We start from the raw sequence: 23,161 nt of genomic DNA, 5'->3' as shown, positions 1-23,161 counted from the left end.
CGAGCCTGAGCCGGGCGCGGGGCGTGGGCGGGGCGGGGGCGGGCCGCGCGGCGGCGTCGGGCCGCGCGGCCGGGTTCAGCGGGCGGCGGCCACGGCCGGTGCCTCCCGGCGCAGCAGCGCGGCGTAGCGGCCGTCCGCCGCCAGCAGCTCCTCGTGGGTGCCGAGTTCGGCGACCTCGCCGCGCTCCAGCACGGCGATCTGGTCGGCCGCGCGCACGGTGGAGAGCCGGTGTGCGACGGTGATCGTCGTGCGGCCCGCCGCAAGGGTGTCGATGGCCTCCTGGACGGCGCGTTCGGTGCTGTTGTCCAGCGCGCTGGTGGCCTCGTCGAGGATCAGCACCGGCGGGTTGCGCAGGATGGTGCGGGCGAGCGCGAGGCGCTGCTTCTCCCCTCCCGAGAAGCGGTAGCCGCGCTCGCCGACCAGGGTGTCGTAGCCGTCCGGCAGGGCGGCGACGGTGTCGTGGATCCGCGCGGCGCGGGCGGCGGCGACGAGTTCCGCGTCGGTGGCGTCCGGCTTGGCGAAGCGCAGGTTGTCGGCGACCGAGGCGTGGAAGAGGTAGGTCTCCTGGGAGACCACGCCCACCGCGCGGGCGAGCGTGTCGAAGGACAGCTCGCGCACGTCGACCCCGTCGAGGGTGACCCGGCCGCCGGTGACGTCGTAGAGCCGGGGCACCAGGTAGCTGAGCGTGGTCTTGCCGGAGCCGGTCTCGCCGACCACCGCGAGCGAGCCGCCGGCCGGGATCCGCAGGTCCACCCCGGCGAGGGTGGGCCGCTCCTGCCCCGGGTCGTAGCGGAAGTCGACGCCCTCGAAACGGACCTCTCCGCGCACGGCGTCCAGGGTGACGGGGCGCTCGGGCTCGTCGATCTCCACGGTCAGGTCGAGGTACTCGAAGATCCGCTGGAAGAGCGCGAGCGAGGCCTGCACCTGGACGCCGGTGGAGAGCAGGCTGACGGTCGGGCGGAACAGGCCCTGCTGGAGCGAGACGAAGGCGACCAGGGTGCCCACCGAGACGATCGGGGCGCCGCTGGCCGCGGCCATGCCGGCCGCCCAGTAGATCACCGCGGGCATCGCGGCCATCACGACCTGGATGGTGTTCATCCGCCAGCGCCCGGCCATCGAGGCGCGCACCTCCAGCTCGGCCAGCCGGTCGGACTGGCCGGTGAACTCGCGGGAGAGCGAGTCGGAGCGGCCCATGGTGCGGCCGAGCAGGATGCCGCTGACCGAGAGCGACTCCTGCACCGCCGAGCTCATCGCGGCGAGCTGCTTCTGCCGCTCACCGGTGATCTTCTTGCGCTCGTTGCCGACCCGCCGGCTGATCCAGACGAACAGCGGCAGGAGCAGCAGCGAGATCACGGTCAGCCGCCAGTCCAGGGCCACCATGGCGACCACCGAGGCGGTCACGGCGGTGAAGTTGGAGACCAGGGAGGTGGCGGTGGAGGTCACCGTGGACTGCATGCCGCCGATGTCGTTGGCGATCCGGGACTGCACCTCGCCGGTGCGGGTGCGGGTGAAGAACGCCAGCGACATCCGCTGGAGGTGGCCGTAGACGGCGGTGCGCAGGTCGTGCATGACCCGCTGGCCGACGGTGGTGGATATCAGCGTCTGCAGCACGCCGAAGACGCTGTTCACCACGGCGGCGCCGACCATGCCCAGCACCAGGGCGGTCAGCAGGCCGGTGCGGCCCTGCGGGATGGCGGTGTCCAGGACCGCGCGCAGCAGGAACGGCGTGGTCACCGAGACCACGGCGGAGGCGGCGACCAGCAGGCCGACGACGGCGAGGCGGCCGGAGTAGGGGCGGAAGAGTGCGAGGATGCGGCGCCACTGGGTCGGCGGGCGCGGGTCGTCCTCGGCGCGGGCGGGCGGGGTCCACTGGATGCCTTCGGGGCGCACGGGCGGGCAGCCTCCCTCGGACGGCCGGGCGGGCGCGGCGCCCGGGGGGCGCGCGCCGGCGGCGGGTGGGCGGTCGGGTGGCGGCCAGCATAACGAGAGAGGCTCATAGTTAGCAAAGCTAATAGTGAGATGCCCTCCGCGATGCTCGGTCGGCCGACCGTCCGCCTGCCCGGCCAGCCGCCCGCCCGCCTGCCCGGCAACCCAGCCACCCGGCCGCGCCTCCTCCTTCGGATCAGTTGGTGCGGTAGGTGCGGGCCGCCCTGGAGGAGACGCCGCCGAGCCTGCCGGACGGCAGCACCCGGGCGACGGCCACCGCCAGCTTGTAGCGCTTGCTCGGCACCGACACCGAACGCCCCCGGGCCAGGTCGCGCATCGCCTCGTCCACCACGCGCTCCGCGGACAGCCAGCCCCAGGCGGGGATGTTGTCGGTGCCCATGCCGGCCCGCTGGTGGAACTCGGTACGGGTGAAGCCCGGGCAGAGCGCCATCAGCCGCACCCCCGTGCCGCCGAGGTCGCGCATCACACCCTGGGTGAAGCTCACCACCCAGGCCTTGCTCGCCCCGTACGTGCCGCGCGGCAGGAACGCCGCCACCGAGGCCACGTTGACGACCGCGCCGCGGCCGCGCTCGCGCATCCCCGGCAGCGCGGCCGTCGTCAGCCGCAGCACCGCCTCGATGTGCACCTTCAGCATGTCCAACTCGTCCTGGAGCGGCACGGTGGAGAACGCGCCCCGGTTGCCGAAGCCGGCGTTGTTCACCAGCAGGTCCACCGGGCGGTCGCCGTCGGCCAGGCGGGCCTCGACCGCCGCGATCCCCTCGTCGGTGGCGAGGTCGGCGCCGAGCACCTCCACCTCCACACCGAACCTCCCGCGCAGGTCCTCGGCGGAACGTTCCAGCCGCTCGGTGTCCCGGGCCACCAGGACGAGCCGGTAGCCGCTCCGTGCGAGCCGGCGGGCGAAGGCGGCTCCGATGCCGGCGGTCGCGCCGGTGATCAAGGCAGTGGTCATGCAGCGACCGTATCTACTCGCGGGTATCCGCGACAGTCCGGCGAGCTGCCGCTGCGCCCCTGCGCGATGCCTCAGCGTGACGACGGTGACGGAGCGTGCAGGGGTGGCGCCGGTCGGTTCGTGCTCGTATCGTCGATCGAGGGGGCATCGCCGGACCAGGCGGTGGAACTTCGATGAGGAGGCACTCAGATGCTTGCTCAGACCACCCGTACGACGCGGGCCCCGCTCGCCACCCAGGCCGAGGTCGACGCACTCGGTACGTTGATCACGGAGGACGAGGCGGCCGTCAGCGACGCGCCCACGTACCAGCCCGAAGCCGCAGGCCTGCTCCTGCTGCTCGGCCTCCTCCTGCTGTCGCCGCAGAAGCAGCCCAAGTAGAGGACCCGGCAGACCACGGATCCGGCGACCCGGCCGAGACCTCGGCCGGGTCGCCGACCGGCCCCGAGGCCCCCGAGCACGCTCCAGACAGGAGAATCCCACTCCATGCCGTTCGCCGACACCACACTCCGCGACGAGTACGCGGCGGCCGTCGAGCGAGTGGCGGGCCGGGTCCTCGACGCCCTCCGGGGCGCCGGGGACCCGGCCGCGCCCACCCGCCGGTCCGCCCCGGGCGCCGCCGGACCCGCCCACGCGGTGCCCGAGGGCCCCCTTCCCGCCGAAAGCCCGCTCCCCAGAGCAGAGTCGGCCGCGGTACGGGTCCTGGGACCCGACCTGTTCGCCGCCCAACTGCTCGCCGGACTGCCCCCGGACGGGCCGACCGCCGACGCCGCGGCCGAAGCCCTTGAGACCTTCCCGATGGGCGAGGCCTCCCCCGCGCCCGGCACCGCCGCGGCGGACCCGGCCACGAAGGGCGCCGCGCTCGCCAACGCCTGGCGGGACCGGGCCACCGCGCAGCTCGTCGCCCTGGCGGGCCGCCCCCTCCCGGCAGCGGGCCCCGACCCGGTCCGCCCCTCGGAACCGGCGCCGGGCGACTGGCCGCGGTGGACCGTGGACATGGCCCGGCTCTCCGCCCTCGCCCTCCCCGGGCTCGACGGCCCCGTGCACGAACTGGCCCGCCGCCACTCGCTGACGCTGGCCCGCGGCGTCGTGCGCTCGATGCTCCGCCGCGACTACCGCACCGCCGCCCGGCTCGCCCGCTGGCTGGCCTGGAACGAGGCGGACGGCGGGCCGGCGCACCTGGACCTCGGCCCCGTCCTGGACCGGATCCGCGCGGTCGGCGACGGCAGCACCCGCATGTGGCTCGAACTCGCCATCGCCGAAGCGCTGTCGGGCTTCGGCGCCACGGCCAACACGACGACGGAGCAGCGGCATGACTGACAGTCAGATCATCGGCATCGCCCAGCAGGTCGGATCGCGATCGCTGCACTGGCTGCACTCCTTCTACGCCAACGGCCTCGGCGGCTTCCAGGAGGACGTCACCACCGACCTCGCCAACCCCAACGAGATCTACAAGCCGCTCGGCGAAGTCGCCCTGGCCACCGGCCTTTTGCTGCGCGAGGGAGTCGCCGGCGCCGACGACACCCGGACCGCCCGCCAGATCATCGACCTCGCCTGGGCCGAACTGCGCGAGGGGGACCTGCTGTACGACCGGCAGCTGCGCTACCCGCTGATGACCGACCCGCTGGAGGTCTACGTCCACTTCGCGCGGGCCGGCTTCCGCCACCGGGCCCTGGAGGAACAGCTGGCGACGCTGAACCGGCTGCACTCCGTCCGGGCCGCCGAACAACTCCCCAGCCGCCGCCTGGCCTCGGCCAACGCCCGGCGCGTGATCGGTCTGGACCAGTTGGAGGACTGGAACGAACTGGCCGCCGCCACCTGGCTGGGCGCCACGCCCGAGCCGTGGATCATCGACTGGCTGACCGCCTACTACGTCACCCACTCCGTCTTCCACCTCACCGACTGGGGCGCCCGCCCCGAGTGCCTGCCCCCGCACATCCGCGACTACCTGCGCGACTGGCTGCCGGCCTGGCTCGACGTGTGGCAGGAGGTCGGCCACTGGGACCTGGTGGGCGAACTGCTCATCGTCGCCGCCTGCATCGGCGAACTGGAGCAGGGCACGACGGGCTGGGCCGCGCTGGCGTCCGCCCAACTGCCCGACGGGCTCCTGCCCAAGGACGCCAACACGGCGACCGAGGGCGATCCCGCCCAACTGCTCGCCGACCACGGGCACACCGCCGTGGTCGCCGTGGTCGCCGCCACCACCACCCTGGCCCGCGCCCTCGGCGGCACGGCGGGAGCGTCCGCGGGCGCGCCGGCGGTGACGCTCGGCGCGCCGCCGGAGAGCGCCAGGTGACCGCCCTCGACGCCCCTGCACGAGTGGACGACAGCCTCTGGGGCGAGCGGGAGTTGGCGGACCTGGTCCGCTCGGCCGGGCCGGGTTCCAGCGCCGTGACGCTCGCCGTGACCCGGGGCGGGCGTCAGGCGGTTCGGTGCGCCGGGCGGCTGGACCACGCCGCCGGCGAGCCCTGCACGCCCGACACCGTCTTCGAACTCGGCTCCGTCACCAAGACGTTCACCGCCCTGCTGCTCGCCGACCTGGCCGCACGGGGCGAACTCGCCCTGGACGACCCGGTGGAGCGGCACCTCCCGGAGGGCTGGCGGCCCGCCGACGTCCGGCGCGGCGGGCCGATCCGGCTGCTCCACCTGGCCACCCACACCTCCGGGCTGCCGAGGCTGCCGCCCGGGCTGCTGGCCAGCGCCGTCGCGTCCTGGGGCAGCAATCCGTACGCCGCGTACGACGAGGGGCGGCTGCGGGCGGGCCTGGCCCGGACCACCGTGCGGCACCGGCCCGGCGAGCGGTTCGGGTACTCCAACTTCGGGGTCGGGCTGCTCGGGCGGCTGCTCACCGAGGCGGGGCGTGGGGCCGGCTACCCGGAGCTGCTCGCCGAGCGCGTGTGCCGCCCGCTCGGGATGCGCGCCACCACCTGCTCGCCCGACCCGCCGCACCGGGCGATCGGCCACCGGCACGGGCGTCCGCTGCCGCCGTGGCTCATCCCCGGCCTCCCCGGCGCGGGCGCCGTCCGGTCCAGTGGCGCCGACCTGCTCCGGTTCCTGCGGGCGCACCTGCGGCCGGAGGAGGGGCCGGAGGGGGACGGGGCGGCGGGCCCGGGATCCCTGGGAGACGCCCTGCGGGAGGTGCAGCGGCCGCGGCTGAGGCTGCCGCACTCGGACGACCAGCTGTGCCTGGTCTGGAACCACCGACGCACCCCGGACGGCCGCGACCTCCTCTTCCACTCCGGCGGCACCCGCGGCTGCACCTCGCTCATCGCCTTCTGCCCGCAGACCGCCACCGCCCTCGCCGCCCTCTGCAACGCCGGCCCGACCCGGCGGGACAACTTCGCGCAGGCGGCGTACGACGTGTTCAAGCGGTTCGCCGGGGCGGCGGACGGAGGGTGAGGCGGGGCACTGACAGATGACAGATGACAGATATTGAAATCTGTCATCTGTCATCTGATATCTGTCAACTGTCAGTTGTCAGCCGTCGCTCGTCAGCGCCGCACGGCCCGCACGGCCGTGTCGGCGGCGCCGCCGGCGCCGACCGCGCGGAGGCGGGTGGCGGCGGTCGCGGCGAGCTGCGGCGCGAGGCGGGCCACGTCACGGGAGCCGACCAGCGCGATCAGCGACGGCAGGGCCCAGCGGACCGGCTGCATGCCGCGCAGCCAGGCCTGCGCGTAGACGTGGGCGGAGCGCCGGGCGATGCCGGCGACCAGACGGTCAACCGCCGGCTCCAGCGGATAGGTCTTGTTCGCCGGCCACGGCAACCGCGAGCGCATCTGCTTGAGCACAGCGTCCTCGTCGGCCCCTCGCACCATGTCGGTGTCGGTCCAACTCAGGTAGCCCACCCCGACCTTGACGCCTTCGTGGGCGACCTCGGCGCGGATCGCGTGGGCGAACGCCTCGACCCCGGACTTGCTCGCGCAGTACGCGCTCATCAGCGGCGCCGGCGTGAGCGCGGCCAGCGAGGCGATCTGCAGCAGGTAGCCGCGGCTCTCGGCGAGCGACGGGAGGAAGGCCCGGGCGGTGGCCACACTGCCGAGCAGGTTGACCTCGATCACCCGGGCGAACGCCCAGTGGTCGTTCTGCAGCAGCGGGCCGCCGATCGCGATGCCCGCGTTGGCGACCACGGTGTCGATCCGGCCGTAGTGCTCCTTGATCCGCCCGGCGAGCGCGGTGAGCGCCTCGACGTCGGTGACGTCGGCCTCCCAGGCGGTGGCGTCCGGGCCGCACCGGGCGGCGGCGGCCTTGAGCTCCTCCGGCTCCAGGCCGACCAGCGCGACCTTGGCGCCACGGCGGGCGAGGCCACGGGCCAGGGAGGCACCGACGCCGCGTGCGGCTCCGGTGACGACGGCGACCTGGGCGGAGAGCGGCGGGGTGGCGGTCATGCGACGGCGGTCCTCTCGGGGTCGGTGGTGGCGGTCGCGGGGTCGGCGACCCGGGCATCCGGCATCCCCGGCGGGTGGGCGCTCGCCATCCGGTCGATCTCGGCGGCGATCTCGGCCGGCCGCTCCAACGGCGCCATGTGGCCGACGCCGGGCAGCAGGAGCAGCCCCTGCGGGTCGGCCAGCGCCGCGACCATCCGGTGCGCGTGCACCGGCGGGGTGAGCCGGTCCTCGGAGCCGACGACGACGGAGGTCGGCGCCGCGAGCCGGGCCAGCCCCGCGCGGACGTCCAGCCGTTCCAGCACCCGGGCCCAGTTGGCCCGGACGCCGGTCGGGCAGGCGTGCACGATCCGGGCCGCCGCCTCGACGCGTCCTGCGGGCACGCCTGCCCCCATGATCGCGTAGCCGAGCGCCGCCCGGGTGACCGGGCCGACCGGCCCCAGCGGCAGCCGCGAGCGCAGGATCCGCCGGTGCAGGAAGCGCCGAACGCCCTTCGACCGCACCGCCCCCGGGACCACGCGCAACTCCGTGACCAGGTCCGACGGCCCGGTGGAGACCAGGACGACCGCCGCCGTGCGCTCGACGACCTCGGGCCGGGCGGCGCCCGCCATGATGGTCATGCCGCCCATGCTGTGACCGGCCACCACCGCTCGCTCCCCCGGCGGGACGACCCGGGTGAGCACCGCCGCCAGGTCCTCGCCCAGCGCCCGGGTGGAGTAGCGCACGCGGCTCGGCGGGACCTCGCTGCGACCGTGGCCGCGCTGGTCGTAGGCCACCACCCGGTAGCGCTCGGCGAGCCGGTGGATCACCGGCGCCCAGAACAGCGTCGAGCAGGTCCAGCCGTGCGCGAGCACCACGGTCGGCGCGCCGGGCTGTCCGTGCACCTCGACATGCAGCCTGGTCCCGTCGGCCGAGCGGACGTCCAACTCCTCGACGGGAACGGGCGGGAGGAAGTCGGTGGGGATCGGCGGGCGGCTCATACCAGGACCTCCCCGGCCTCGGCGGAGCTCGCGGGAAGCCTCGGTCGGTCGTCCTGACGGAGGATCAGTTCGTACTCGGCGAGGTCGACCTTGCGGGTGGCACGGCGGAACGCGGTGGTCGATCCCGGCCAGAGCACGGTGTTCTTGCCGCTCTTGTCCTGGTACCAGCTGCGGCAGCCGCCGGTGGTCCAGACGGTGCGGTCCATGCGGTGCTGGAGTTCGAGGTTCCAGCGGCGCTGCGCCCGGGCGGTGGGCTGCATGGCGGTCGCGCCGATCTCGTCGAGCGTGGTCAACGCGTCGATCAGGTAGTTCAGTTGGGACTCGATCATCAGGATCATCGAGCTGTTGCCGAGGCCGGTGTTGGGGCCGATGACGAAGAAGAAGTTCGGGAAGCCGTGCACGGTCGAGCCGCGCAGCGCCTCCATGCCCTCCTTCCACTCCTCGGCGAGGCTGGTGCCGTTGGCCCCGAACACCTTGGAGCCCAGCGGCATGTCGGTGACGTGGAAGCCGGTGCCGAAGACGATCGCGTCCGCCTCGTGCTCGCTGCCGTCGGCGGCGACCAGGGTCGAGCCGCGTACCTCGCGCAGGCCGCCGGACACCACCTCGGTGTTGGCGGCGGCGAGCGCCGGGTAGTAGGTGTTGCTGAGCAGGATGCGCTTGCAGCCGATCCGGTAGTCGGGGGTGAGCCGGGCGCGCAGGGCCGGGTCGGCGATGCCGTCCGCGATGTGGCGTTCGGCGATCCGCTGGACCGTCCTGAGCAGTGCGGGCCGCCGGACGAAGGCGTCCACCTGAACCTCGCGCAGCGCGAACAGGGCCGCGCGGCGAACCTTGGAGGTGAGCGGGAACCGGCCGTGCAACCACTTCTCCAACTCGGTGATGGTCCGGTCGCGGCGCGGCAGGACCCAGGCCGGGGTGCGCTGGAAGACCGTCAGCCTGCCCACCCTCGGCTGGATCGCCGGGATGATCTGGGCGGCGGAGGCGCCGGTGCCGACCATCGCGACGCGCTTGCCCGCGAGGTCGAAGTCGTGGTCCCAGCGGGAGGAGTGAAACACCTTGCCCGGGAAGGAGTCCAGGCCGGGAAGGTCGGGGATCTGCGGGTCGGCGAGCGGTCCGGCGGCGGCCACGACGGCGTCGGCGGTCCACCGGCCGGCCGTGGTGGTGATCCGCCAGCGGGTCCGCTCGGCATCCCAACGGGCCTCGACGACCTCGGTGTTGAAGCGCAGGTGCGGGCGGAGGCCGAAGACGTCGGCGACCTTCTCCAGGTAGGCGCGGATGTCCGGCTGGCCGGAGAAGCTGCGCGGCCAGTCCGGGTTGGGGGCGAAGGAGAAGGAGTAGAGGTGCGAGGGGACGTCGCAGGCGCAGCCCGGGTAGCTGTTGTCGCGCCAGGTGCCGCCGACCGAGTCGGCGCGCTCCAGGATGACGAAGTCGGTGATGCCGGCGCGGCGCAGCCGCACGCCCGCGCCGAGGCCGCCGAAGCCGGAGCCGATCACGGCGACCCGGACGTGCGGAACGGGCTGCGCGTCGGAGGGCGGCTCGCCGCTGCGCCTCTCGTCGGCGGACGCGGCCTGGTCGGGGGCGGTCGCGTCGGCGGTGACGTCGAGGGCGGCGGCGGCGTCGGCGTCCGCGCTGGACGCGCTGGACGCGCCGGGGCGGGGGCGCTTGCTGCTGGATGCCATGCGGCGTCCTCCTGGGGGTGGGGGCCGTGGGGCGCGCGTCGCCGCTGTTCGGAGCGGCACCGCGGGCCACGCCAACCGCGCCAGCAATCACTGGCGCGATTGGCAGGTTAGCCCTTGTTGACAGTTGATGGAAGAAGCCCGACCGATCCGATCGGGCGACCGCCGGTCCTATGCTGAGCGCCGTGGACGAGGAAGAAACCGCCGGTCAGGACAGACATCGCGAGTTCCGGGTGGAGGAATTGGCCAACGCGGCCGGCATCACCACCCGCACCCTGCGCTTCTACCGCGAGCGGAAGCTGCTCCAGCCACCCCGCAGGGAGGGGCGGATCGCCTGGTACGGCGAGGCCCACCTGGCCCGGCTGCGGATGATCGCCGAACTGCTGGAGCGCGGCCACACCCTGGGCGGCATCGCCGAGCTCATCGGCGCGGGCGAATGCGGGCGGGACGTCGCCGAGCTGATCGGCCTGGAGGCGGCGATCGTCGCACCGTGGTCCGACGAGACGCCGGTCCACCTCGACTGGGACGAGCTGAAGGCGTCCCTCGGCGACCAGCTCACCGAGGAGAACACCGCCGAGTCCATCGCCCAGGGTTTCATCACGGTCGAGGAGGACGGGATCACGCATGTCAGCCGGCGGCTGATGGACGCCACCACGGCACTGGTCGAGGAGGGGGTCCCGCTCGCGGTGGTGCTGGAGGCCAGCCGGCAGACCCAGGAGCACGTGACGGCGATCGCCGAGATCTTCACCTCCCTGGTGCGCGACCACCTGCTCGGTGCACTCGCCGCCGACGGCCCGCTGCCAGCCGGCGAGGCCGCCCGACTGACCGAGCGGGTCCTGCGGATCCGCCCGCTCGCCCGGACGGTCACCGACGCCCAGTTCGCGCTGGCGATGGACCGCCGGGTGCACGCCGAGTACGACGAACTGCTCCGCCAACGTATGGAGCACCAGGAGGACGGCGAGGGCTGACGGCTGACAACTGACAACTGACAGATGATGAAATCTGTTATCTGTCATCTGAAATCTGTCAGCTGTCATTTGTCAGCCGCCCCCGGCTGCCCCCAGGCGTAACGATCCGCACCGCCGGGCAGGGAACGGACGCCTCGCCGTCTGCCTCCGGAACGGAGTCGCCCGATGTCCGACGCCCCCGCCCCTGCCCTCCCCGCGCCCCTGACCCGCCGCCGCCTGCTCACGCTGACCGCCGCGCTCGCCTCCGGGCTCGCGCTCACCGCGTGCGGCTCCGGCGGCCCCGCGAAGGCGGGAGCGTCGAACGCCCCGGAGGGGCGCGTCGTACGGCACGCGCGCGGCGAGAGCACCGTCCCGGCACGGGCCGGCCGGGTCGTCGTCCTGGACACCGACGCCCTGGACTCCGCCGTCACCCTCGGCATCACCCCCGTCGGCGCCACCACGGTCGCCGCCGGCGCACCGCTCTCCGCCTACCTTCCCGCCGAACGCCTCGCCGGGATCAGGACCGTCGGCACCATCGGCGCGCCCGACCTGGAGGCCGTCGCCGCCCTCCGCCCGGACGTCATCCTCAGCAACCAGGTCCGCGACGACAAGCGCTACGACGAGCTCTCCAAGATCGCGCCGACCGTGCTGAGCAGGACCACCGGCCCCGCCTGGAAGGAGAACGTCCGCCTGCACGCCGAGGCCCTCGGCCGCCAGAGCGAGGCGGCAGCGGCCGAACAGGCGTACCGGGCGAAGCTCGCCGACCTGGTCACCGCGCTCGGCGGCAAGGAGAAGGCGGCCGCTCTCAAGGTCGAGATGGCCCGCTTCCTGGCCGGCGCGCCCACCCGTCTCTACCTCAACGACACCTTCATCGGCTCGATCCTCACCGACCTCGGCGTCGGCCGCCCCGCCAACCAGAACAAGCCCGGCTTCTCCATCGAGATCAGCCCCGAACAGGCCGACCAGGCCGCCGCCGACGTCATCTTCTACTCGGTCTACGGCGACGCGACCAAGTCCGACCAGCCGAGGATCGTCGGCGGCACACTGTGGAAGAGCCTCGACGCCGTCCGCAACGGCAAGGTCTACCAGGTCGACGACAACCTGTGGATGCTCGGCATCGGTTACACCGGCGCCGGCCTGATCCTCGACCAGATCCACCACCACCTCGCCGGCTGACGGCGCCGCGGCCCTACCATCCCGTCATGATCGAAGGTAAGTCGGTACGACTGCGCGCCATGCGCGCCGAGGACGCGAAGCACCAACTGCGGTGGCGCAACGACCCCGAGGTGGTCCGGATGGCGGCGGCCGGGGACCCACGCTTCGGCCCGACCACCGCCGAGGCGCTGGCGGAGCGGTTCGAGCGGATACTGCGCCTCAACCCGCGCGAGGCCGCCATGCTGACGGTCGAGGAGAAGGCCGGCGGCCGCCCGATCGGCCTGGTCGACTACCGGGGCCTCGACCCCCACGAGGGCGTCGTCGAGGTCGGAGTCGCCATCGGCGAAAGGAAGTTCTGGGACCGCGGCTACGGCTCCGAGGCCCTCGGCCTACTGGTGGACCACCTGTTCGGCACCTTCCCCCTGCACCGGATCGAACTGGACACCTGGAGCGGCAACGCCCGCGCCGCCCGCGCGTTCAGCCGCCTCGGCTTCCAGGAGGAGGGCCGCCGCCGGTCCGCCGTCCTGCTGGCGGGCGTCCGCTACGACCGCCTCCTGTTCGGCATGCTCCGCGAGGAGTGGGAGGAACGGCGCCGCCGCGACAGCCCCGACGGCACTCACGACAACCCCGGGGGCCGCTACATCGGGCCACCCGCTGCGCCCGGCCCCGGCCCCGGCGTCGGCCCCGACGCCCCCGAAGCCCCCGACGCACCCCCGGCGGTTCGCGACCACAGCGCCGCGAGCGCCTCCCGGGTGTCCGATGTCGGCTGGGGCTCCGTGAGCACGATCCTCGCCACCGAATAGCTCTCGCCCGGCACCCGGAGCGGCGTCCACGACGGGTCCGCGAAGAAGTGCAGCCGCCCGCCGGTGAGCGCGAACCGGGGCAGCGCCACCCCGAACTCGACGGCGAGCGCGGCCAGCAGGCCGTGCTCGCCCTGGCGGCCGTGGGCGTGCGGACCGAAGTGGCGTTCCGGGTCGAGGCCCGGCGGGACCTCCGCCGCTCCCCTGCGGGCGACCTCCGGTCCGCGCACCGTGAACCCGTACCGCTCCACCCCGCCCTCGGCCACGGACAGGTGGAAGAAGCCCTCCTCCGGGGCGGCGTAGACCGCGAGGGCGCGCCCGCCCGTCCGGCCGGAGGCGGTCACGGCCGGCGCCGCGATGCGCGGTCCCACGGGCCCCGACGACGTCTCCGCCTCGAAGGCGAAGCTCCAGCCGGCGCCGCCGTCACCGCCCGCGTGTCCGACCCGGGTGGGCACCGGGTCCTCGGACGAGAAGTCCGTCCGGTCCAGGAACCGGGCCCGGACCGCCTCCCAACGGGTAGCGGGCGGCTCCAGCACCGCCCCCTCCCCGGCGAGGACGGCCGGCAGCCCGTCCGGCGGCACCCCCTCCACCAGCACGAAACGGTACGGCTCGGGCCGGCCGGTGGACGGTTCCAGGGCCAGCCAGGCGAGGCCGTCGCACCCGGCCCCCGGTTCCCCCTCCGTCCGCTCCCCCGCCGTCCACTCCCCCTCCGTCCGCTCCCCCGCTGCCCCGTCGGGCAGGCCGCGCGGCGTGGCCAGCACGTCCCGTCCGCGCTCCGGCGTGAGCAGCGGCCCGAGCAGCGTGTCCGCGAGCAGCCCGACGGGCGCGAGGTGGTCGGGCCCCACCGGCGTCCAGAGCGGCAGCGCGGCGCACAGCGTCCGCCAGGCGGCGTCCGTGCCGCCCCAGCGCGCCTGTGCCCGCGCCCGTTCGACGGCCTCCCCGAACGGACCCGGCGGTGCGTAGCGGTACTCGCGCCCGCGCACCTGCCGCAGCACCTCGTCGGCCTCGGTCCGTAGCTCCCCTGAGTCGACCCGCAGCGTGTAGCCCCACACCGAACTGTCGTGCCCGCTCCGCACATGGTCGGCCGCGAGCACCGGCACCACCTCGCCGAGGTAGGCCGGGTCGCCCGGCAGGTCCCCGAAGGTCGGCACGGACTGCGGCCGGGTGAACCGGCGCACCTGGTCGAGCATCCCGAGGGCGCGCGGCCGTCCGAAGCCGACGGCCTCGGCCAGTGCCTCCTCCGCCCGTTCCCAGGCCCCGGCGAGGGCGTCGCGGCGGGCAGCCTCGACCCGGGCGTCGGCCTCACGGGTGGTCGCGTTGGCGAACGCCGCGCCGTGCCGGTGGGCGCTCAGGCTGTGGAACTCCTGGTACATGGCCCGCATGAACGCGCGGAACGACGCGTACCGCTGCGGCGGCGAGCCCTGCCACGAGGCGTACCAGTACACCGCCCACTCGCCGTCGGCGTCGACGTCGCCCGGGTCGAGGAGGACGAGCGTCGCGTCGGACTCGACGTCGAGTTGCAGGGCCCGCTGCCACATGCCCTCCAGTTCCCCGTCGTCGAAGTACTCGCTGAGCCCGTCGGCGTCCCGGTGCCACCGCGCGCCGTCCGTCCCGGCCAGCCGGTCCACGAAGCCGCCCGCGTGCCGCCACCCGTCACTGACCGCGAGGAACTCCCGGTACGACGGCGGCAGCCCGCACCCCAGCCCGGCCTCCGCCGCCGCGACGCGCTCGGCCGGCGCCCCGTCGAACCCCAGCCAGCGCGCCCGCCACGCCTCCTCGTCCTCCGCACAGAGCTCGGCCGGGTCGGCGCACGCCCCGGCCCACTCCTCGCTCCAGCGGACGAGGAAGGGCCGCCAGTCGAACACCTGATCCGTCATGGTGGTGATCCTTGCACGCACCTCCGACAATTCCCGCCGGCGCATCAGGTCGGCTGTCACCGAGGGGGGCTGACAACTGGTCGGGACGGCAGGCCGAGGCGGGAGGATGGCGGGCATGGCGAGGCGTGACTACGAGGACGCCCCCGGGGCTCCGGCGGCGAACAGTCTGGTCCCGGCGGCGTCGGTGGTGGCCGTGGACGAGGCGACGGGGCGGGTGCTGGTGCGGGTGCTGGTGCGCGAGACCCTGGAGGAGACCGGGATCGAGGTGGTGGTGACCGGGATCGCCGGGACGTACACCAGTCCCCGTCGTGTCATGGCGTACGACGACGGGGAGGTGCGGCAGGGGTTCCCGGCCTGTCTGCTGGGGCGGCCGGCCGGCGGTGTGCTGCGGACGGCCGACGAGTCGTCCGAGGTCGGGTGGTTCACGCCGGAGGAGACGGACGGGCTTCCCATGGTGGCGAGCGTGCGCAAGCGGCCCACGGACCGGCGCGGTGGTGGCGGACCGGTGGCCTTGTGAGCGGGGGCTTCGCGCTCCGGGTGCTGACGCCCGCCGACCCCGCCGACTGGCCGCTGTGGCGGGACGCCCGGCTGGCGGCGCTCGCGGACGCTCCGTACGCGTTCAAGGCGCGGTTGGCGGACTGGTCCACGGGCGGCGAGGAGCAGTGGCGGGCGCGGTTCGCGCGGGCGGACGCCGTGCACGTGGTGGCCGTGGCGGCGGACGGGCGGCCGGTCGGTCTGGCGGGCGGGGTGCCCGGGGACGGGGTGAGCGAGCTGCGCTCGGTGTGGGTCGGGCCGCGGGCGCGCGGCCAGGGCGTCGGGGACCGGCTGCTCGCCGCCGTCGAGGCGTGGGCGCGGCTCCAGGGCAGTGCGGCGCTGCGGCTCGCCGTGCTGCCGGGCAACACGGCGGCCGTCGCGCTCTACCGGCGGCACGGGTACGTCGAGGCCGACGCCCCGGAGGGACCGGACGGGGCGGCGGAGCGGGTGATGGCCAAGCGGCTCACGGGGTGAGCGGGGTGAGCGGGCCGTCCGCCGCGGTCGAGCAGCCGCCGGCCCAACTCGCGCTCCAGACCACGGACCTGCGCGCCGATCCCGGGGTGCGCGAGGTGCGGGCGATCGGCCGCCCGGGTGAATCCGCCCTCCTCGACCACCCTCACCAGGTACTGCGACTGCCGAAGCTCCGAATCCGGCGATTCCAGGGACCGGAGCCCGTTCCTGGCCCCGTGGCCGTCCCCTCCCACAGCCTGGTGATCACGACGCACACCCACGGCCACTGCGCAACCGGGCAGCCGCGCTCCGGGATCGCCGCCGAGCGGCGCGAACTCGCCGACGTCCTGGACAGCCTGTCCCTCGCGCAGTGGAACTCGCCCTCGCTCTGCGCGGGTTGGCTGGTGCGCGAGGGTGTCGGCGCACCTGGGCACGGGCTTTCGCCACCTTGGCCCAACTCGCCGCCGCGCCAAAGGACAACGCGCACCACCCCTGGAAGCCACCGGTCGGCGGGCTCGCCACCGCACCGGGGCACGACGTCGTGCACGGCCCGGACATCACGGTGGCCCCCGGCCTCGACCCGGGTGACCGCCGGGTGCCCGCCGAGCGGCGGCGTCCACTGCCGGCCGGCGTCACTCCGCGTACCGTGCGGTTCTTCGGCGCCCGCCCGGGCGGCGCCGCACCGCGCGCCACCGACCTCGACCGGTCGTACGGAAGCGGTAGTCGGACGGTCACCCGGCCGGGCCAGGAGTTGCTCCTCCTCGCGTACGGGCGCGACGTTCCCGGGGTCGACATCTGACCGGAAGCGTCCGATTCACTGTCAACCAGGGGTAAAGTCAGCGGGCATGGTCGAATCGACGGTTCCGATCCTGCCCTGTCAGGCCCTCCCGCCAGTTCTCGAGTTCTACGCCGCGCTCGGCTTCGAGGTGACGCACCATCAGCAGAGCCCCAGCCCGTACGCGGTGGTCCAGCGCGGCGCCATCCAGCTGCACTTCTTCGGCATGAAGAAGTACGACCCGGGCGCCTCCTACAGCACCTGCCTGGTCCGCACGGACGACGTGGACGCGCTGCACGCCGCGTTCCAGGAAGGCCTGCGCTCCGCCTACGGGCGGGTGCCGACCCGCGGCCTGCCGCGGATCGGCCCGGTCGGCGACACCTCGCACGGCGTGCGGCAGTTCCTGGTGACCGACCCCGGCGGCAACTGCCTGCGGATCGGCCAGCCGATCCGCGCCGACCAGCGGCACCAGCCCGCCCCCGAGGAGCCGTTCGCGAAGGCCCTGCACCACGCGGCGCTGTTCGCCGACTCCAAGGAGGACCCGGCCGCGGCCGCCCGGGTACTGGACCGCGCGCTGACCCGGCCGGACGGGCCGCCCGCGCCGGTACTGCTGTTCCGCATCCTGGCGCTGCGCGCCGACCTGGCGCACCGCCTCGCGGACGGCGCGAGCGCCGAGGCGTTCGCCCGGCGGGCCGACGCGGCCGCCGCCGAACTGACCGAGGAGGAGCGGGAGTCGGTCCGCGACGACCTCAAGCGGCTGGCGGACGTCCTGATCTGACCCGACATCAGTCGGGCCACGACGCCCGAGGGTCCTTGAGCGGCGCGAACGGCGCGGCGCAAGGGTGCGCAAGAGTGCGGAACGCTGTGCCCGGCGCGGACGGTGCACGCGGCCCGCGCGGAGCGCACCGCGCGGACGGCGCGCACGCCGCAGCCGGCGCGCCGCTCAAGGACCCTGCGCGCGGTCAGGAGCTCCAACTGCGGGTGCAGAGCACCAGGCGGTAGCCGTCCGGGTCGGCGACGGTGACGCCGTACTCGTCCCAGTACGGGTTGTGCGAGGGCACGCGCGTCCCGCCGGCGTCCTCCAGGCGCCGCACCAGCGCCTCGTCCACGGTGGCGCCGAGGTAGACGACGAACAGGTCGTCGACGGTGGGCGCGGGCACGACGGGGCGCTCGGGGTCGCGGGTGAGTTCGAAGTGCCAGCCGCCGCCGGACGGGCCGACCATCAGGAGGTCGTGCTCGCCGGGGACGCGCTCGGCAGTGCGCCACAGCACGGCGAGGCCGAGGCCGTCGACGTAGAACCGCTCGGCCGCGGCGAGGTCCCGGGAGGGGCGCGCGACCCGGATGTGGGTGGTGGAGTCGATCACGGGCGCCGAGCCTACCCCCGCACGCCCCCGAGCAGCAGGAGAGGCCGGGGAAGCCGTCAGAGCCGGCGCAGCCGCTCCTCGTCGCCGGTGCGCGGGCAGGTGATGCAGGCCCGGTCGGGTTCGACGGCGTAGTAGAGGCAGCAGCCGAGGCGGGTGCGGGTGTGGTGGCCGCGGCCGTCCTCGCCGCGCAGGCGCCGGAAGTCGGCGGCGCCGGGGAGCGGGTCGGTGCGACCGGGCAGGACGGCCCCGGCGGCCGCGACGGCGGCATCCTCGTGGGCAGCACCGGCACCGGCACCGGCCCCTGCACCGATCCCTGCACCGGCCCTGGCCCCGGCCCCCGCGCCGGCATCGACATCGGCCCCCGTACCGCTCCCGGAGCCCGCGTCCGCCACGCGCGCGTCGAGCCGCTTGCCGAGGTACCAGATCGCCGAGGCGAGGTCGTCGGTGACCATGCCCCACAGCGCGCGGGTGCCGCGCCGGGTGGGGGCGGCAAAGGCGGCGAGCAGTGGTTCGGCGTGGGTGACGACGGAGGCCCGCAGTTCGGCGCGCAGCTCGTCCTCGCCGGGGAGCGTGACATAGGCGCCCGGACGTAGTGCGAGATCACCCGTGGGAGCGTGCAGCCACAGGTTCGCGCCGTCGATCGAGGGAACGCGCCGGGTGAGCCACCAGGGACCGGCGATCAGCACGCACAGCGACCACAGGTAGTGGTGCAGCAGCCGGGAGGCGGCCACGTGCGGGCGCGGGGCGGTGCCGTGCGCGGCGGCGACGGGGGCGATCCGGTCGGCCTCGCCGGCCAGCGCCAGCGCCAGCGCGTCCGGCTCGCAGGACAGTTCGTCGGCGGAGTACCAGCCCTGAGCACGGTCGGGGGCGGGTTCGTCCGCCGTGAGCAGCCGCACCCGGAGCACCGGGCAGAGGTCCAGCAGGAGGCGGTAGTCGGCGTCCAGCGGGTTCACCGAGCACGACGCGACGGGCGCGGTGGCGGGCGCGGCGGGCATGGCGCCGGGCACGTCGGCAGCCAGGGACGAACCCGAGAAGATCATCGGCACTCCCGAGATCGCGTTAGGTGAGGCTCACCTTATAGGCACTCGGAGACCGCCTCGCGCCACCCCCGGAAGTTCGCCCGCCGACGCCCCCGGTACGGACCAATCCCGCCAGGGCTTGACGGTATTAGGCATGCCTAACCTAATATCTCCCCCCGTGCTGACAACCGATCCACCGGGCCCCGCGGCCCCGGCTCCCAACCGCCGCTCGCCGGCCCGGCTCCCGCTGGTGCTCGCCGCCGCGCTCGGCGTGCTCGCGCTGTGCGTCGCGCTGAGCCTCGCCCTCGGATCCCGCACCGTCCCGCTCGGCACCGTCATCGGCGCGCTGACCGGTGATGAGCACGGCGGCGACGCGGACGTGGTGACGGGCCTGCGGGTGCCGCGCACGCTGATCGGACTCGCCGTCGGCGCCGCGCTCGGCGTCGCCGGGGCCGTCGCCCAGGGCGTCACCCGCAATCCGCTCGCCTCGCCGGTCACCCTCGGCATCAACGCGGGCGCGGGCTTCGCCGTGGTCGCCGCGATCTACACCTTCGGACTGACCCGCCCGATCGAGTACATCTGGTTCGCCTTCGCCGGAGCGGCGCTCGCCGCCGTCACCGCGTACGCGATGTCGCGCCACGGCGGGGACCTCGACCCGGTGCGCCTGGCGCTCGGCGGCACCGTGCTGACCGTGGTGCTCACCTCGTGGACGTCCGCGCTGATGCTGGCCAGTCACCGCACCCTGGACGAGGCCCGCTTCTGGCTGGCCGGCTCGGTCGCCGGGCGCCACCTGGACGTCCTGCTGCCGGTGCTGCCGTTCCTGGCGCTCGGCCTGATCGGCGCGTTCGCCGTCGCGCCCGCGCTCAACGCGCTCGCGCTCGGCGACGAGACCGCCCAGTCGCTGGGCGTGCCGGTGGCCAGGATCCGGGTGCTCGGCGGACTCGCCGTGGTGCTGCTCGCCGGCTCCGCGATCGCCGTCGCCGGGCCGGTCGCGTTCATCGGCCTGGCCGCCCCGCACCTGGTGCGCCCGCTGCTCGGCAACGACCACCGGGCGCTGCTGCCCGGCTGCCTGATCGTCGGCCCGGTCCTGCTGCTCGCCGCCGACGTGCTCGGTCGGCTGGTGGCCCGGCCCTCCGAACTGGAGGTCGGCATCGTGACGGCCTTCCTCGGCGCGCCGCTGCTCGCGGTGCTGGCCCGCAAGGCGGCCCGATGAGCGCCCCGGCCCCCGCCCGCAGCGCCGCCACCACTGCCGGCGGCGGCGCGCGCACGGGTACCTCCGCCGCCCGCCGCCGCGCCCGCACGGCCGCCTGGTCCGTGGTCGTCGCCGCGCTGCTGGTCCTGCTCACCGGGGTCGCGCTCGGCACCGGGCAGGTCCGGATGACCGTCTGGGAGGCGCTGCGCGCGCTCGCCGGGATCGGCGACTCCGGCAACGTCCTGGTGGTCCAGGAGTTCCGCGCCCCGCGCGTGGTCTCCGCGCTGATCGCGGGCGCCGGGCTGGCGGTGGCCGGCTCGATGCTCCAGCGGCTGTTCCGCAACCCGCTCGCCTCGCCCGACACCATCGGCGTCACCGGCGGCGCCTCCTTCGGTGCGGTGCTGATGCTCGCCACCGGTGCCTCCCAGGAGTTCATCCCGCTGGCCGCGCTGGGCGGCGGCCTGCTGGCCGCGCTGCTGCTCGGCGGCTTCGCCTGGCGCTCCCGGATGGCCGTCACCCGGCTGGTCCTGGTCGGCCTGGCGGTCCAGCAGGGCCTCGCCGCCGCCGTCAATCTGATGATCGTCCGCTTCCCGGCCGAGCTGGCCTCCTCCGCGATGCAGTGGACCACCGGCTCGCTCTACGGCCGCAACTGGACCGAGGTGTGGATCGGCGGCGCCGCCATCGCGGCCTGCGCCGCCGCCGTGGTGCTCTGCCAGCGCCGGGTCGCCGTCCTCGACCTCGGCGACGACTCGGCCGGCGGCCTGGGCCTCAGCCCGCAGCGCGACCGCGTCCTGCTGCTCCTACTCACCATCGCGCTGGCCTCGCTCGCCGCCGCGCTCACCGGGCCGGTCGCGTTCGTCGCGCTCGCCGTGCCGCACCTGGTCCGGCTGCTCGCCGGGCCGCCCACCCTCGGCACGCTCGGCCTCACCGCGCTCACCGGCGCCCTGCTGCTGCTCGCCTCCGACCTCCTCGTGCTCCACGTGATCCCCGTCCACGGCCTGCCGGTCGGTGCCGTCACCGCCACGCTCGGCGCGCCCTGGCTCCTGGTGCTGATGATCCGCCAGGGCCGGCTTCCCCAGAGGAGCAGCTGATGACCCTCGACGCCGCCAAGGCCGCCACCGCCGGCGCCCCGGTCCCCGTCCCCGTGCCCGTCCCCGACCCCGACAAGGCGACGAACCGGCTCGCCGCCCACGGCCTCGGCCTGCGCTACGGCAACCGGACCATCGTCGACGGCCTCGACCTCGACCTGCCCGGCAACGCCGTCACCGCCATCGTCGGGCCCAACGCCTGCGGCAAGTCCACCCTGCTGCGCGGCCTGACCCGCCTGCTCGACCCCGCCGCCGGCACCGTCACCCTGGACGGCTCCGACATCCACCGGATGCCCGCCCGGGCGCTCGCCCGGCGGATGGGCCTGCTGCCCCAGCAGCCCGTCACGCCCGAGGCGGTCACCGTCGAGGCGCTGGTGCGGCTCGGGCGCTTCCCGCACCAGCGGATGCTCACCCCGTGGTCCAAGGCCGACCAGGCCGCCGTCGACGAGGCGCTTCAGCGCACCGGCATGGACGCGCTGCGCGACCAGCAGGTCGACCGGCTCTCCGGCGGCCAGCGCCAGCGCGCCTGGATCGCGCTCGCGCTCGCCCAGGACACCGACCTGCTGCTGCTCGACGAGCCCACCACCTTCCTCGACCTGCGCCACCAGCTCGACGTCCTCGACCTGGTCGCCGACCTGCACGCCGAGGCCGGGCGCACGGTCGTCATGGTGCTGCACGACCTCGGCCAGGCCGCCCGGTACGCGGACCACCTGGTCGTCCTCCAGGACGGGCGGCTCGCCGCCGCCGGGGCGCCGGGCGAGGTCCTCACCGCGGAGCTGGTGGAGCGCGTCTTCCAGGTGCCCTGCCAGGTCGTGCCCGACCCCGAGACCGGCACGCCGCTGGTCGTCCCCAAGGCCCGGTCGAAACGGGCCGCCGCCGCCCGGGACTGACCGCGCCGCCGACCCGGCCGCATCCCCCGCCCTGTCCCGTCCTGCCCTGTCCTGCCCCGTCCCCGCCCTGCCCCGGAACCAGAGAAGGAACCCCCTCATGAGCCGCTCCACCCGCGCCCGCAGACTCCCCGTCGCCGTCCTGGCCGTCGCGCTCTCCACCACCCTGCTCGCCGCCTGCGGCAGCGGCGGCGACTCCAAGGGCGGCGACAGCGCCGCCAAGCCCGCCGGGGACGCCTCCGCCGCCGGTTCCGCCGCCGTCTTCCCGCGCAGCGTCACCCACGCCGCCGGCACCGCCGAGATCAAGGCCCAGCCCAAGCGCGTGGTGGTCCTGGACAGCGGCGAGCTGGACGACGTCACCCTGCTCGGCATCACCCCGGTCGGCGCGGTCTCCCCGCACATGAAGACCGAGGGCGGCTTCCCGAGCTACCTCAAGGACAAGATCAAGGACACCAAGGACGTCGGCCCGATGAACGAGCCGAACCTGGAGCTGATCACCTCCCTCAAGCCCGACCTGATCCTCTCCTCGAAGGTCCGGCACGCCAAGGTCTACGACAAGCTCAACGCGATCGCCCCGACCGTGCTGGCCGAGACCACCGGCTTCCCGTGGAAGGAGAACCTCGCCCTCTACGCGCAGGCGCTCGGCAAGGAGGCGGAGGCCAAGAAGGCGCTCTCCGACTACGAGGCCCGTGCCGCCAAGCTCGGCGAGGCGATCAAGGCGAAGAACGGCGGCACCGCACCGACCGCCTCCGTGGTCCGCTTCGTGGCCGGCCCGACCCGCCTCTACCAGAAGCAGTCGTTCAGCGGCGTCGTGCTGAAGGACGCCGGCCTGGGCCGCCCCGCCTCGCAGGACGTCGACAAGTCGATGCTGGAGGTCAGCGCCGAGCAGATCAACCAGGCCGACGCCGACCTGGTCTTCGTCACCGTCGCCGACGACCCGACCAAGACCAAGCAGAGCGAGGTCCAGAACACCCCGGTCTGGCAGGGCCTGAACGCCGTCAAGAACAACAAGGTCTTCAACGTGCCGGACGAGACCTGGATGTCGGGCATCGGCGTCCAGGCCGCCGAGGCCATGCTCGTCGACATCGCCAAGGCCGCGGGCGTCGACGCGCCCAAGTAGGCCCGGCCCCAAGCCCGGAGGCACC

At 74.6% G+C, this 23,161-nt stretch carries 23 protein-coding genes and 1 pseudogene; 15 read left to right on the top strand and 9 right to left on the bottom strand.

Annotation, left to right across the window (positions count from 1 at the left end; all coding sequences use genetic code 11):
* Window positions 1–75: 75 nt before the first annotated feature.
* A complete protein-coding gene (locus ACFZBX_RS06770; protein WP_391531867.1) occupies window positions 76–1,890 on the bottom strand; it encodes an ABC transporter ATP-binding protein in 1,815 nt (604 codons plus the stop codon).
* A 232-nt stretch (window positions 1,891–2,122) separates the two neighbouring features.
* On the bottom strand, window positions 2,123–2,896 hold the full coding sequence (locus tag ACFZBX_RS06765) for an SDR family NAD(P)-dependent oxidoreductase (RefSeq protein ID WP_391531866.1): 774 nt from the start codon (window positions 2,894–2,896) through the stop codon (window positions 2,123–2,125).
* A 189-nt stretch (window positions 2,897–3,085) separates the two neighbouring features.
* On the opposite strand from ACFZBX_RS06765, the gene ACFZBX_RS06760 reads away from it, so the two are divergent.
* The 4 genes from ACFZBX_RS06760 (at window position 3,086) to ACFZBX_RS06745 (ending at window position 6,292) form a co-directional block, all read left to right on the top strand.
* Entirely contained in the window at window positions 3,086–3,274 is a 189-nt protein-coding gene (locus ACFZBX_RS06760; RefSeq protein WP_391531865.1) for a hypothetical protein, read from the top strand.
* A 105-nt stretch (window positions 3,275–3,379) separates the two neighbouring features.
* Window positions 3,380–4,213: a hypothetical protein gene (locus ACFZBX_RS06755; RefSeq protein ID WP_391531864.1), complete on the top strand. Its 834-nt coding sequence runs from the start codon at window positions 3,380–3,382 to the stop codon at window positions 4,211–4,213.
* Window positions 4,206–5,189, top strand: a complete 984-nt coding sequence (locus ACFZBX_RS06750; RefSeq protein ID WP_391531863.1) for a DUF6895 family protein — start codon at window positions 4,206–4,208, stop codon at window positions 5,187–5,189. The genes ACFZBX_RS06755 and ACFZBX_RS06750 overlap by 8 nt, the downstream gene beginning before the upstream one ends.
* Entirely contained in the window at window positions 5,186–6,292 is a 1,107-nt protein-coding gene (locus tag ACFZBX_RS06745; RefSeq protein ID WP_391531862.1) for a serine hydrolase domain-containing protein, read from the top strand. The genes ACFZBX_RS06750 and ACFZBX_RS06745 overlap by 4 nt, the downstream gene beginning before the upstream one ends.
* Window positions 6,293–6,384: 92 nt before the next feature.
* On the opposite strand, the gene ACFZBX_RS06740 is transcribed toward ACFZBX_RS06745, so the two are convergent.
* Genes ACFZBX_RS06740 through ACFZBX_RS06730 form a run of 3 tightly spaced genes read right to left on the bottom strand, consistent with a single transcriptional unit; the run spans window position 6,385 to window position 9,931 of the window.
* Window positions 6,385–7,278, bottom strand: coding sequence for an SDR family oxidoreductase (locus tag ACFZBX_RS06740; protein ID WP_391531861.1), 894 nt, complete (start codon window positions 7,276–7,278; stop codon window positions 6,385–6,387).
* A complete protein-coding gene (locus tag ACFZBX_RS06735) occupies window positions 7,275–8,255 on the bottom strand; it encodes an alpha/beta fold hydrolase (protein ID WP_391531860.1) in 981 nt (326 codons plus the stop codon). Before ACFZBX_RS06735 ends, ACFZBX_RS06740 begins: the two co-directional genes overlap by 4 nt.
* On the bottom strand, window positions 8,252–9,931 hold the full coding sequence (locus tag ACFZBX_RS06730) for a flavin-containing monooxygenase (RefSeq protein ID WP_391531859.1): 1,680 nt from the start codon (window positions 9,929–9,931) through the stop codon (window positions 8,252–8,254). Before ACFZBX_RS06730 ends, ACFZBX_RS06735 begins: the two co-directional genes overlap by 4 nt.
* 170 nt (window positions 9,932–10,101) lie before the next feature.
* Here ACFZBX_RS06730 and ACFZBX_RS06725 point away from each other — a divergent pair, with 170 nt between their 5' ends.
* From ACFZBX_RS06725 to ACFZBX_RS06715, 3 genes and pseudogenes are all read left to right on the top strand, one after another.
* Window positions 10,102–10,896 (top strand): MerR family transcriptional regulator, encoded by a 795-nt coding sequence (locus tag ACFZBX_RS06725; protein WP_391531858.1) that lies wholly within the window; start codon window positions 10,102–10,104, stop codon window positions 10,894–10,896.
* A gap of 165 nt (window positions 10,897–11,061) precedes the next feature.
* Entirely contained in the window at window positions 11,062–12,051 is a 990-nt protein-coding gene (locus tag ACFZBX_RS06720) for an ABC transporter substrate-binding protein (protein ID WP_391531857.1), read from the top strand.
* 26 nt (window positions 12,052–12,077) lie between these two features.
* Window positions 12,078–12,572: pseudogene (locus tag ACFZBX_RS06715) on the top strand (GNAT family N-acetyltransferase); the annotation flags it as partial.
* Window positions 12,573–12,667: 95 nt separating this feature from the next.
* Here the strand turns inward: ACFZBX_RS06715 and ACFZBX_RS06710 are convergent.
* Entirely contained in the window at window positions 12,668–14,707 is a 2,040-nt protein-coding gene (locus ACFZBX_RS06710) for an SMI1/KNR4 family protein (protein ID WP_391531856.1), read from the bottom strand.
* A gap of 115 nt (window positions 14,708–14,822) precedes the next feature.
* Between ACFZBX_RS06710 and ACFZBX_RS06705 the strand changes: the two genes are divergently transcribed.
* Both ACFZBX_RS06705 and ACFZBX_RS06700 read left to right on the top strand, forming a co-directional pair.
* Window positions 14,823–15,224, top strand: coding sequence for an NUDIX domain-containing protein (locus ACFZBX_RS06705; protein WP_391531855.1), 402 nt, complete (start codon window positions 14,823–14,825; stop codon window positions 15,222–15,224).
* Entirely contained in the window at window positions 15,221–15,715 is a 495-nt protein-coding gene (locus tag ACFZBX_RS06700; protein ID WP_391531854.1) for a GNAT family N-acetyltransferase, read from the top strand. Before ACFZBX_RS06705 ends, ACFZBX_RS06700 begins: the two co-directional genes overlap by 4 nt.
* Here the strand turns inward: ACFZBX_RS06700 and ACFZBX_RS06695 are convergent.
* Window positions 15,625–15,855 carry a LysR family transcriptional regulator gene (locus tag ACFZBX_RS06695; RefSeq protein ID WP_391532090.1) on the bottom strand — a complete coding sequence of 77 codons (231 nt, stop codon included), beginning with the start codon at window positions 15,853–15,855 and terminating at the stop codon, window positions 15,625–15,627. The two genes, ACFZBX_RS06700 and ACFZBX_RS06695, sit on opposite strands and share 91 nt — an antisense overlap.
* A gap of 284 nt (window positions 15,856–16,139) precedes the next feature.
* Here ACFZBX_RS06695 and ACFZBX_RS06690 point away from each other — a divergent pair, with 284 nt between their 5' ends.
* Both ACFZBX_RS06690 and ACFZBX_RS06685 read left to right on the top strand, forming a co-directional pair.
* Window positions 16,140–16,490, top strand: a complete 351-nt coding sequence (locus ACFZBX_RS06690; protein WP_391531853.1) for a hypothetical protein — start codon at window positions 16,140–16,142, stop codon at window positions 16,488–16,490.
* Between the two features lie 46 nt (window positions 16,491–16,536).
* Window positions 16,537–17,244, top strand: a complete 708-nt coding sequence (locus ACFZBX_RS06685) for a bleomycin resistance protein (protein WP_391531852.1) — start codon at window positions 16,537–16,539, stop codon at window positions 17,242–17,244.
* A 184-nt stretch (window positions 17,245–17,428) separates the two neighbouring features.
* On the opposite strand, the gene ACFZBX_RS06680 is transcribed toward ACFZBX_RS06685, so the two are convergent.
* Together ACFZBX_RS06680 and ACFZBX_RS06675 are read right to left on the bottom strand one after the other, a co-directional pair.
* Window positions 17,429–17,830 carry a VOC family protein gene (locus tag ACFZBX_RS06680; RefSeq protein ID WP_391531851.1) on the bottom strand — a complete coding sequence of 134 codons (402 nt, stop codon included), beginning with the start codon at window positions 17,828–17,830 and terminating at the stop codon, window positions 17,429–17,431.
* 56 nt (window positions 17,831–17,886) lie between these two features.
* On the bottom strand, window positions 17,887–18,870 hold the full coding sequence (locus ACFZBX_RS06675) for a (2Fe-2S)-binding protein (protein WP_391531850.1): 984 nt from the start codon (window positions 18,868–18,870) through the stop codon (window positions 17,887–17,889).
* A gap of 133 nt (window positions 18,871–19,003) precedes the next feature.
* On the opposite strand from ACFZBX_RS06675, the gene ACFZBX_RS06670 reads away from it, so the two are divergent.
* The 4 genes from ACFZBX_RS06670 (at window position 19,004) to ACFZBX_RS06655 (ending at window position 23,136) form a co-directional block, all read left to right on the top strand.
* Window positions 19,004–20,062: a FecCD family ABC transporter permease gene (locus ACFZBX_RS06670; RefSeq protein ID WP_391531849.1), complete on the top strand. Its 1,059-nt coding sequence runs from the start codon at window positions 19,004–19,006 to the stop codon at window positions 20,060–20,062.
* On the top strand, window positions 20,059–21,132 hold the full coding sequence (locus ACFZBX_RS06665) for a FecCD family ABC transporter permease (RefSeq protein ID WP_391531848.1): 1,074 nt from the start codon (window positions 20,059–20,061) through the stop codon (window positions 21,130–21,132). The genes ACFZBX_RS06670 and ACFZBX_RS06665 overlap by 4 nt, the downstream gene beginning before the upstream one ends.
* Window positions 21,132–22,019 (top strand): ABC transporter ATP-binding protein, encoded by an 888-nt coding sequence (locus ACFZBX_RS06660; protein ID WP_391531847.1) that lies wholly within the window; start codon window positions 21,132–21,134, stop codon window positions 22,017–22,019. Before ACFZBX_RS06665 ends, ACFZBX_RS06660 begins: the two co-directional genes overlap by 1 nt.
* Before the next feature lie 97 nt (window positions 22,020–22,116).
* Complete coding sequence (locus ACFZBX_RS06655) at window positions 22,117–23,136, top strand: ABC transporter substrate-binding protein (protein WP_391531846.1); 1,020 nt, start codon at window positions 22,117–22,119, stop codon at window positions 23,134–23,136.
* The last annotated feature ends 25 nt before the right edge of the window (window positions 23,137–23,161 follow it).

Source organism: Kitasatospora sp. NPDC008115 (genome assembly GCF_042957205.1).
Taxonomy (GTDB): Bacteria; Actinomycetota; Actinomycetes; order Streptomycetales; family Streptomycetaceae; genus Kitasatospora.
The sequence above is the reverse complement of the archived record's forward strand: the minus strand, read 5'-3'. Positions and strand labels throughout refer to the sequence as shown.

Excerpts from the sequence above, each read along its gene's own strand:
- ACFZBX_RS06685 (WP_391531852.1), top strand. The coding sequence starts at position 16,537 with ATGGTCGAATCGACGGTTCCGATCCTGCCCTGTCAGGCCCTCCCGCCA.
- ACFZBX_RS06670 (WP_391531849.1), top strand. The coding sequence starts at position 19,004 with ATGCCTAACCTAATATCTCCCCCCGTGCTGACAACCGATCCACCGGGC.
- ACFZBX_RS06725 (WP_391531858.1), top strand. The coding sequence starts at position 10,102 with ATGCTGAGCGCCGTGGACGAGGAAGAAACCGCCGGTCAGGACAGACAT.
- ACFZBX_RS06655 (WP_391531846.1), top strand. The coding sequence starts at position 22,117 with ATGAGCCGCTCCACCCGCGCCCGCAGACTCCCCGTCGCCGTCCTGGCC.
- ACFZBX_RS06765 (WP_391531866.1), bottom strand. The coding sequence starts at position 2,896 with ATGACCACTGCCTTGATCACCGGCGCGACCGCCGGCATCGGAGCCGCC.
- ACFZBX_RS06665 (WP_391531848.1), top strand. The coding sequence starts at position 20,059 with ATGAGCGCCCCGGCCCCCGCCCGCAGCGCCGCCACCACTGCCGGCGGC.
- ACFZBX_RS06710 (WP_391531856.1), bottom strand. The coding sequence starts at position 14,707 with ATGACGGATCAGGTGTTCGACTGGCGGCCCTTCCTCGTCCGCTGGAGC.
- ACFZBX_RS06675 (WP_391531850.1), bottom strand. The coding sequence starts at position 18,870 with ATGATCTTCTCGGGTTCGTCCCTGGCTGCCGACGTGCCCGGCGCCATG.
- ACFZBX_RS06705 (WP_391531855.1), top strand. The coding sequence starts at position 14,823 with ATGGCGAGGCGTGACTACGAGGACGCCCCCGGGGCTCCGGCGGCGAAC.
- ACFZBX_RS06740 (WP_391531861.1), bottom strand. The coding sequence starts at position 7,278 with ATGACCGCCACCCCGCCGCTCTCCGCCCAGGTCGCCGTCGTCACCGGA.
- ACFZBX_RS06720 (WP_391531857.1), top strand. The coding sequence starts at position 11,062 with ATGTCCGACGCCCCCGCCCCTGCCCTCCCCGCGCCCCTGACCCGCCGC.
- ACFZBX_RS06750 (WP_391531863.1), top strand. The coding sequence starts at position 4,206 with ATGACTGACAGTCAGATCATCGGCATCGCCCAGCAGGTCGGATCGCGA.
- ACFZBX_RS06755 (WP_391531864.1), top strand. The coding sequence starts at position 3,380 with ATGCCGTTCGCCGACACCACACTCCGCGACGAGTACGCGGCGGCCGTC.
- ACFZBX_RS06660 (WP_391531847.1), top strand. The coding sequence starts at position 21,132 with ATGACCCTCGACGCCGCCAAGGCCGCCACCGCCGGCGCCCCGGTCCCC.
- ACFZBX_RS06760 (WP_391531865.1), top strand. The coding sequence starts at position 3,086 with ATGCTTGCTCAGACCACCCGTACGACGCGGGCCCCGCTCGCCACCCAG.
- ACFZBX_RS06735 (WP_391531860.1), bottom strand. The coding sequence starts at position 8,255 with ATGAGCCGCCCGCCGATCCCCACCGACTTCCTCCCGCCCGTTCCCGTC.
- ACFZBX_RS06730 (WP_391531859.1), bottom strand. The coding sequence starts at position 9,931 with ATGGCATCCAGCAGCAAGCGCCCCCGCCCCGGCGCGTCCAGCGCGTCC.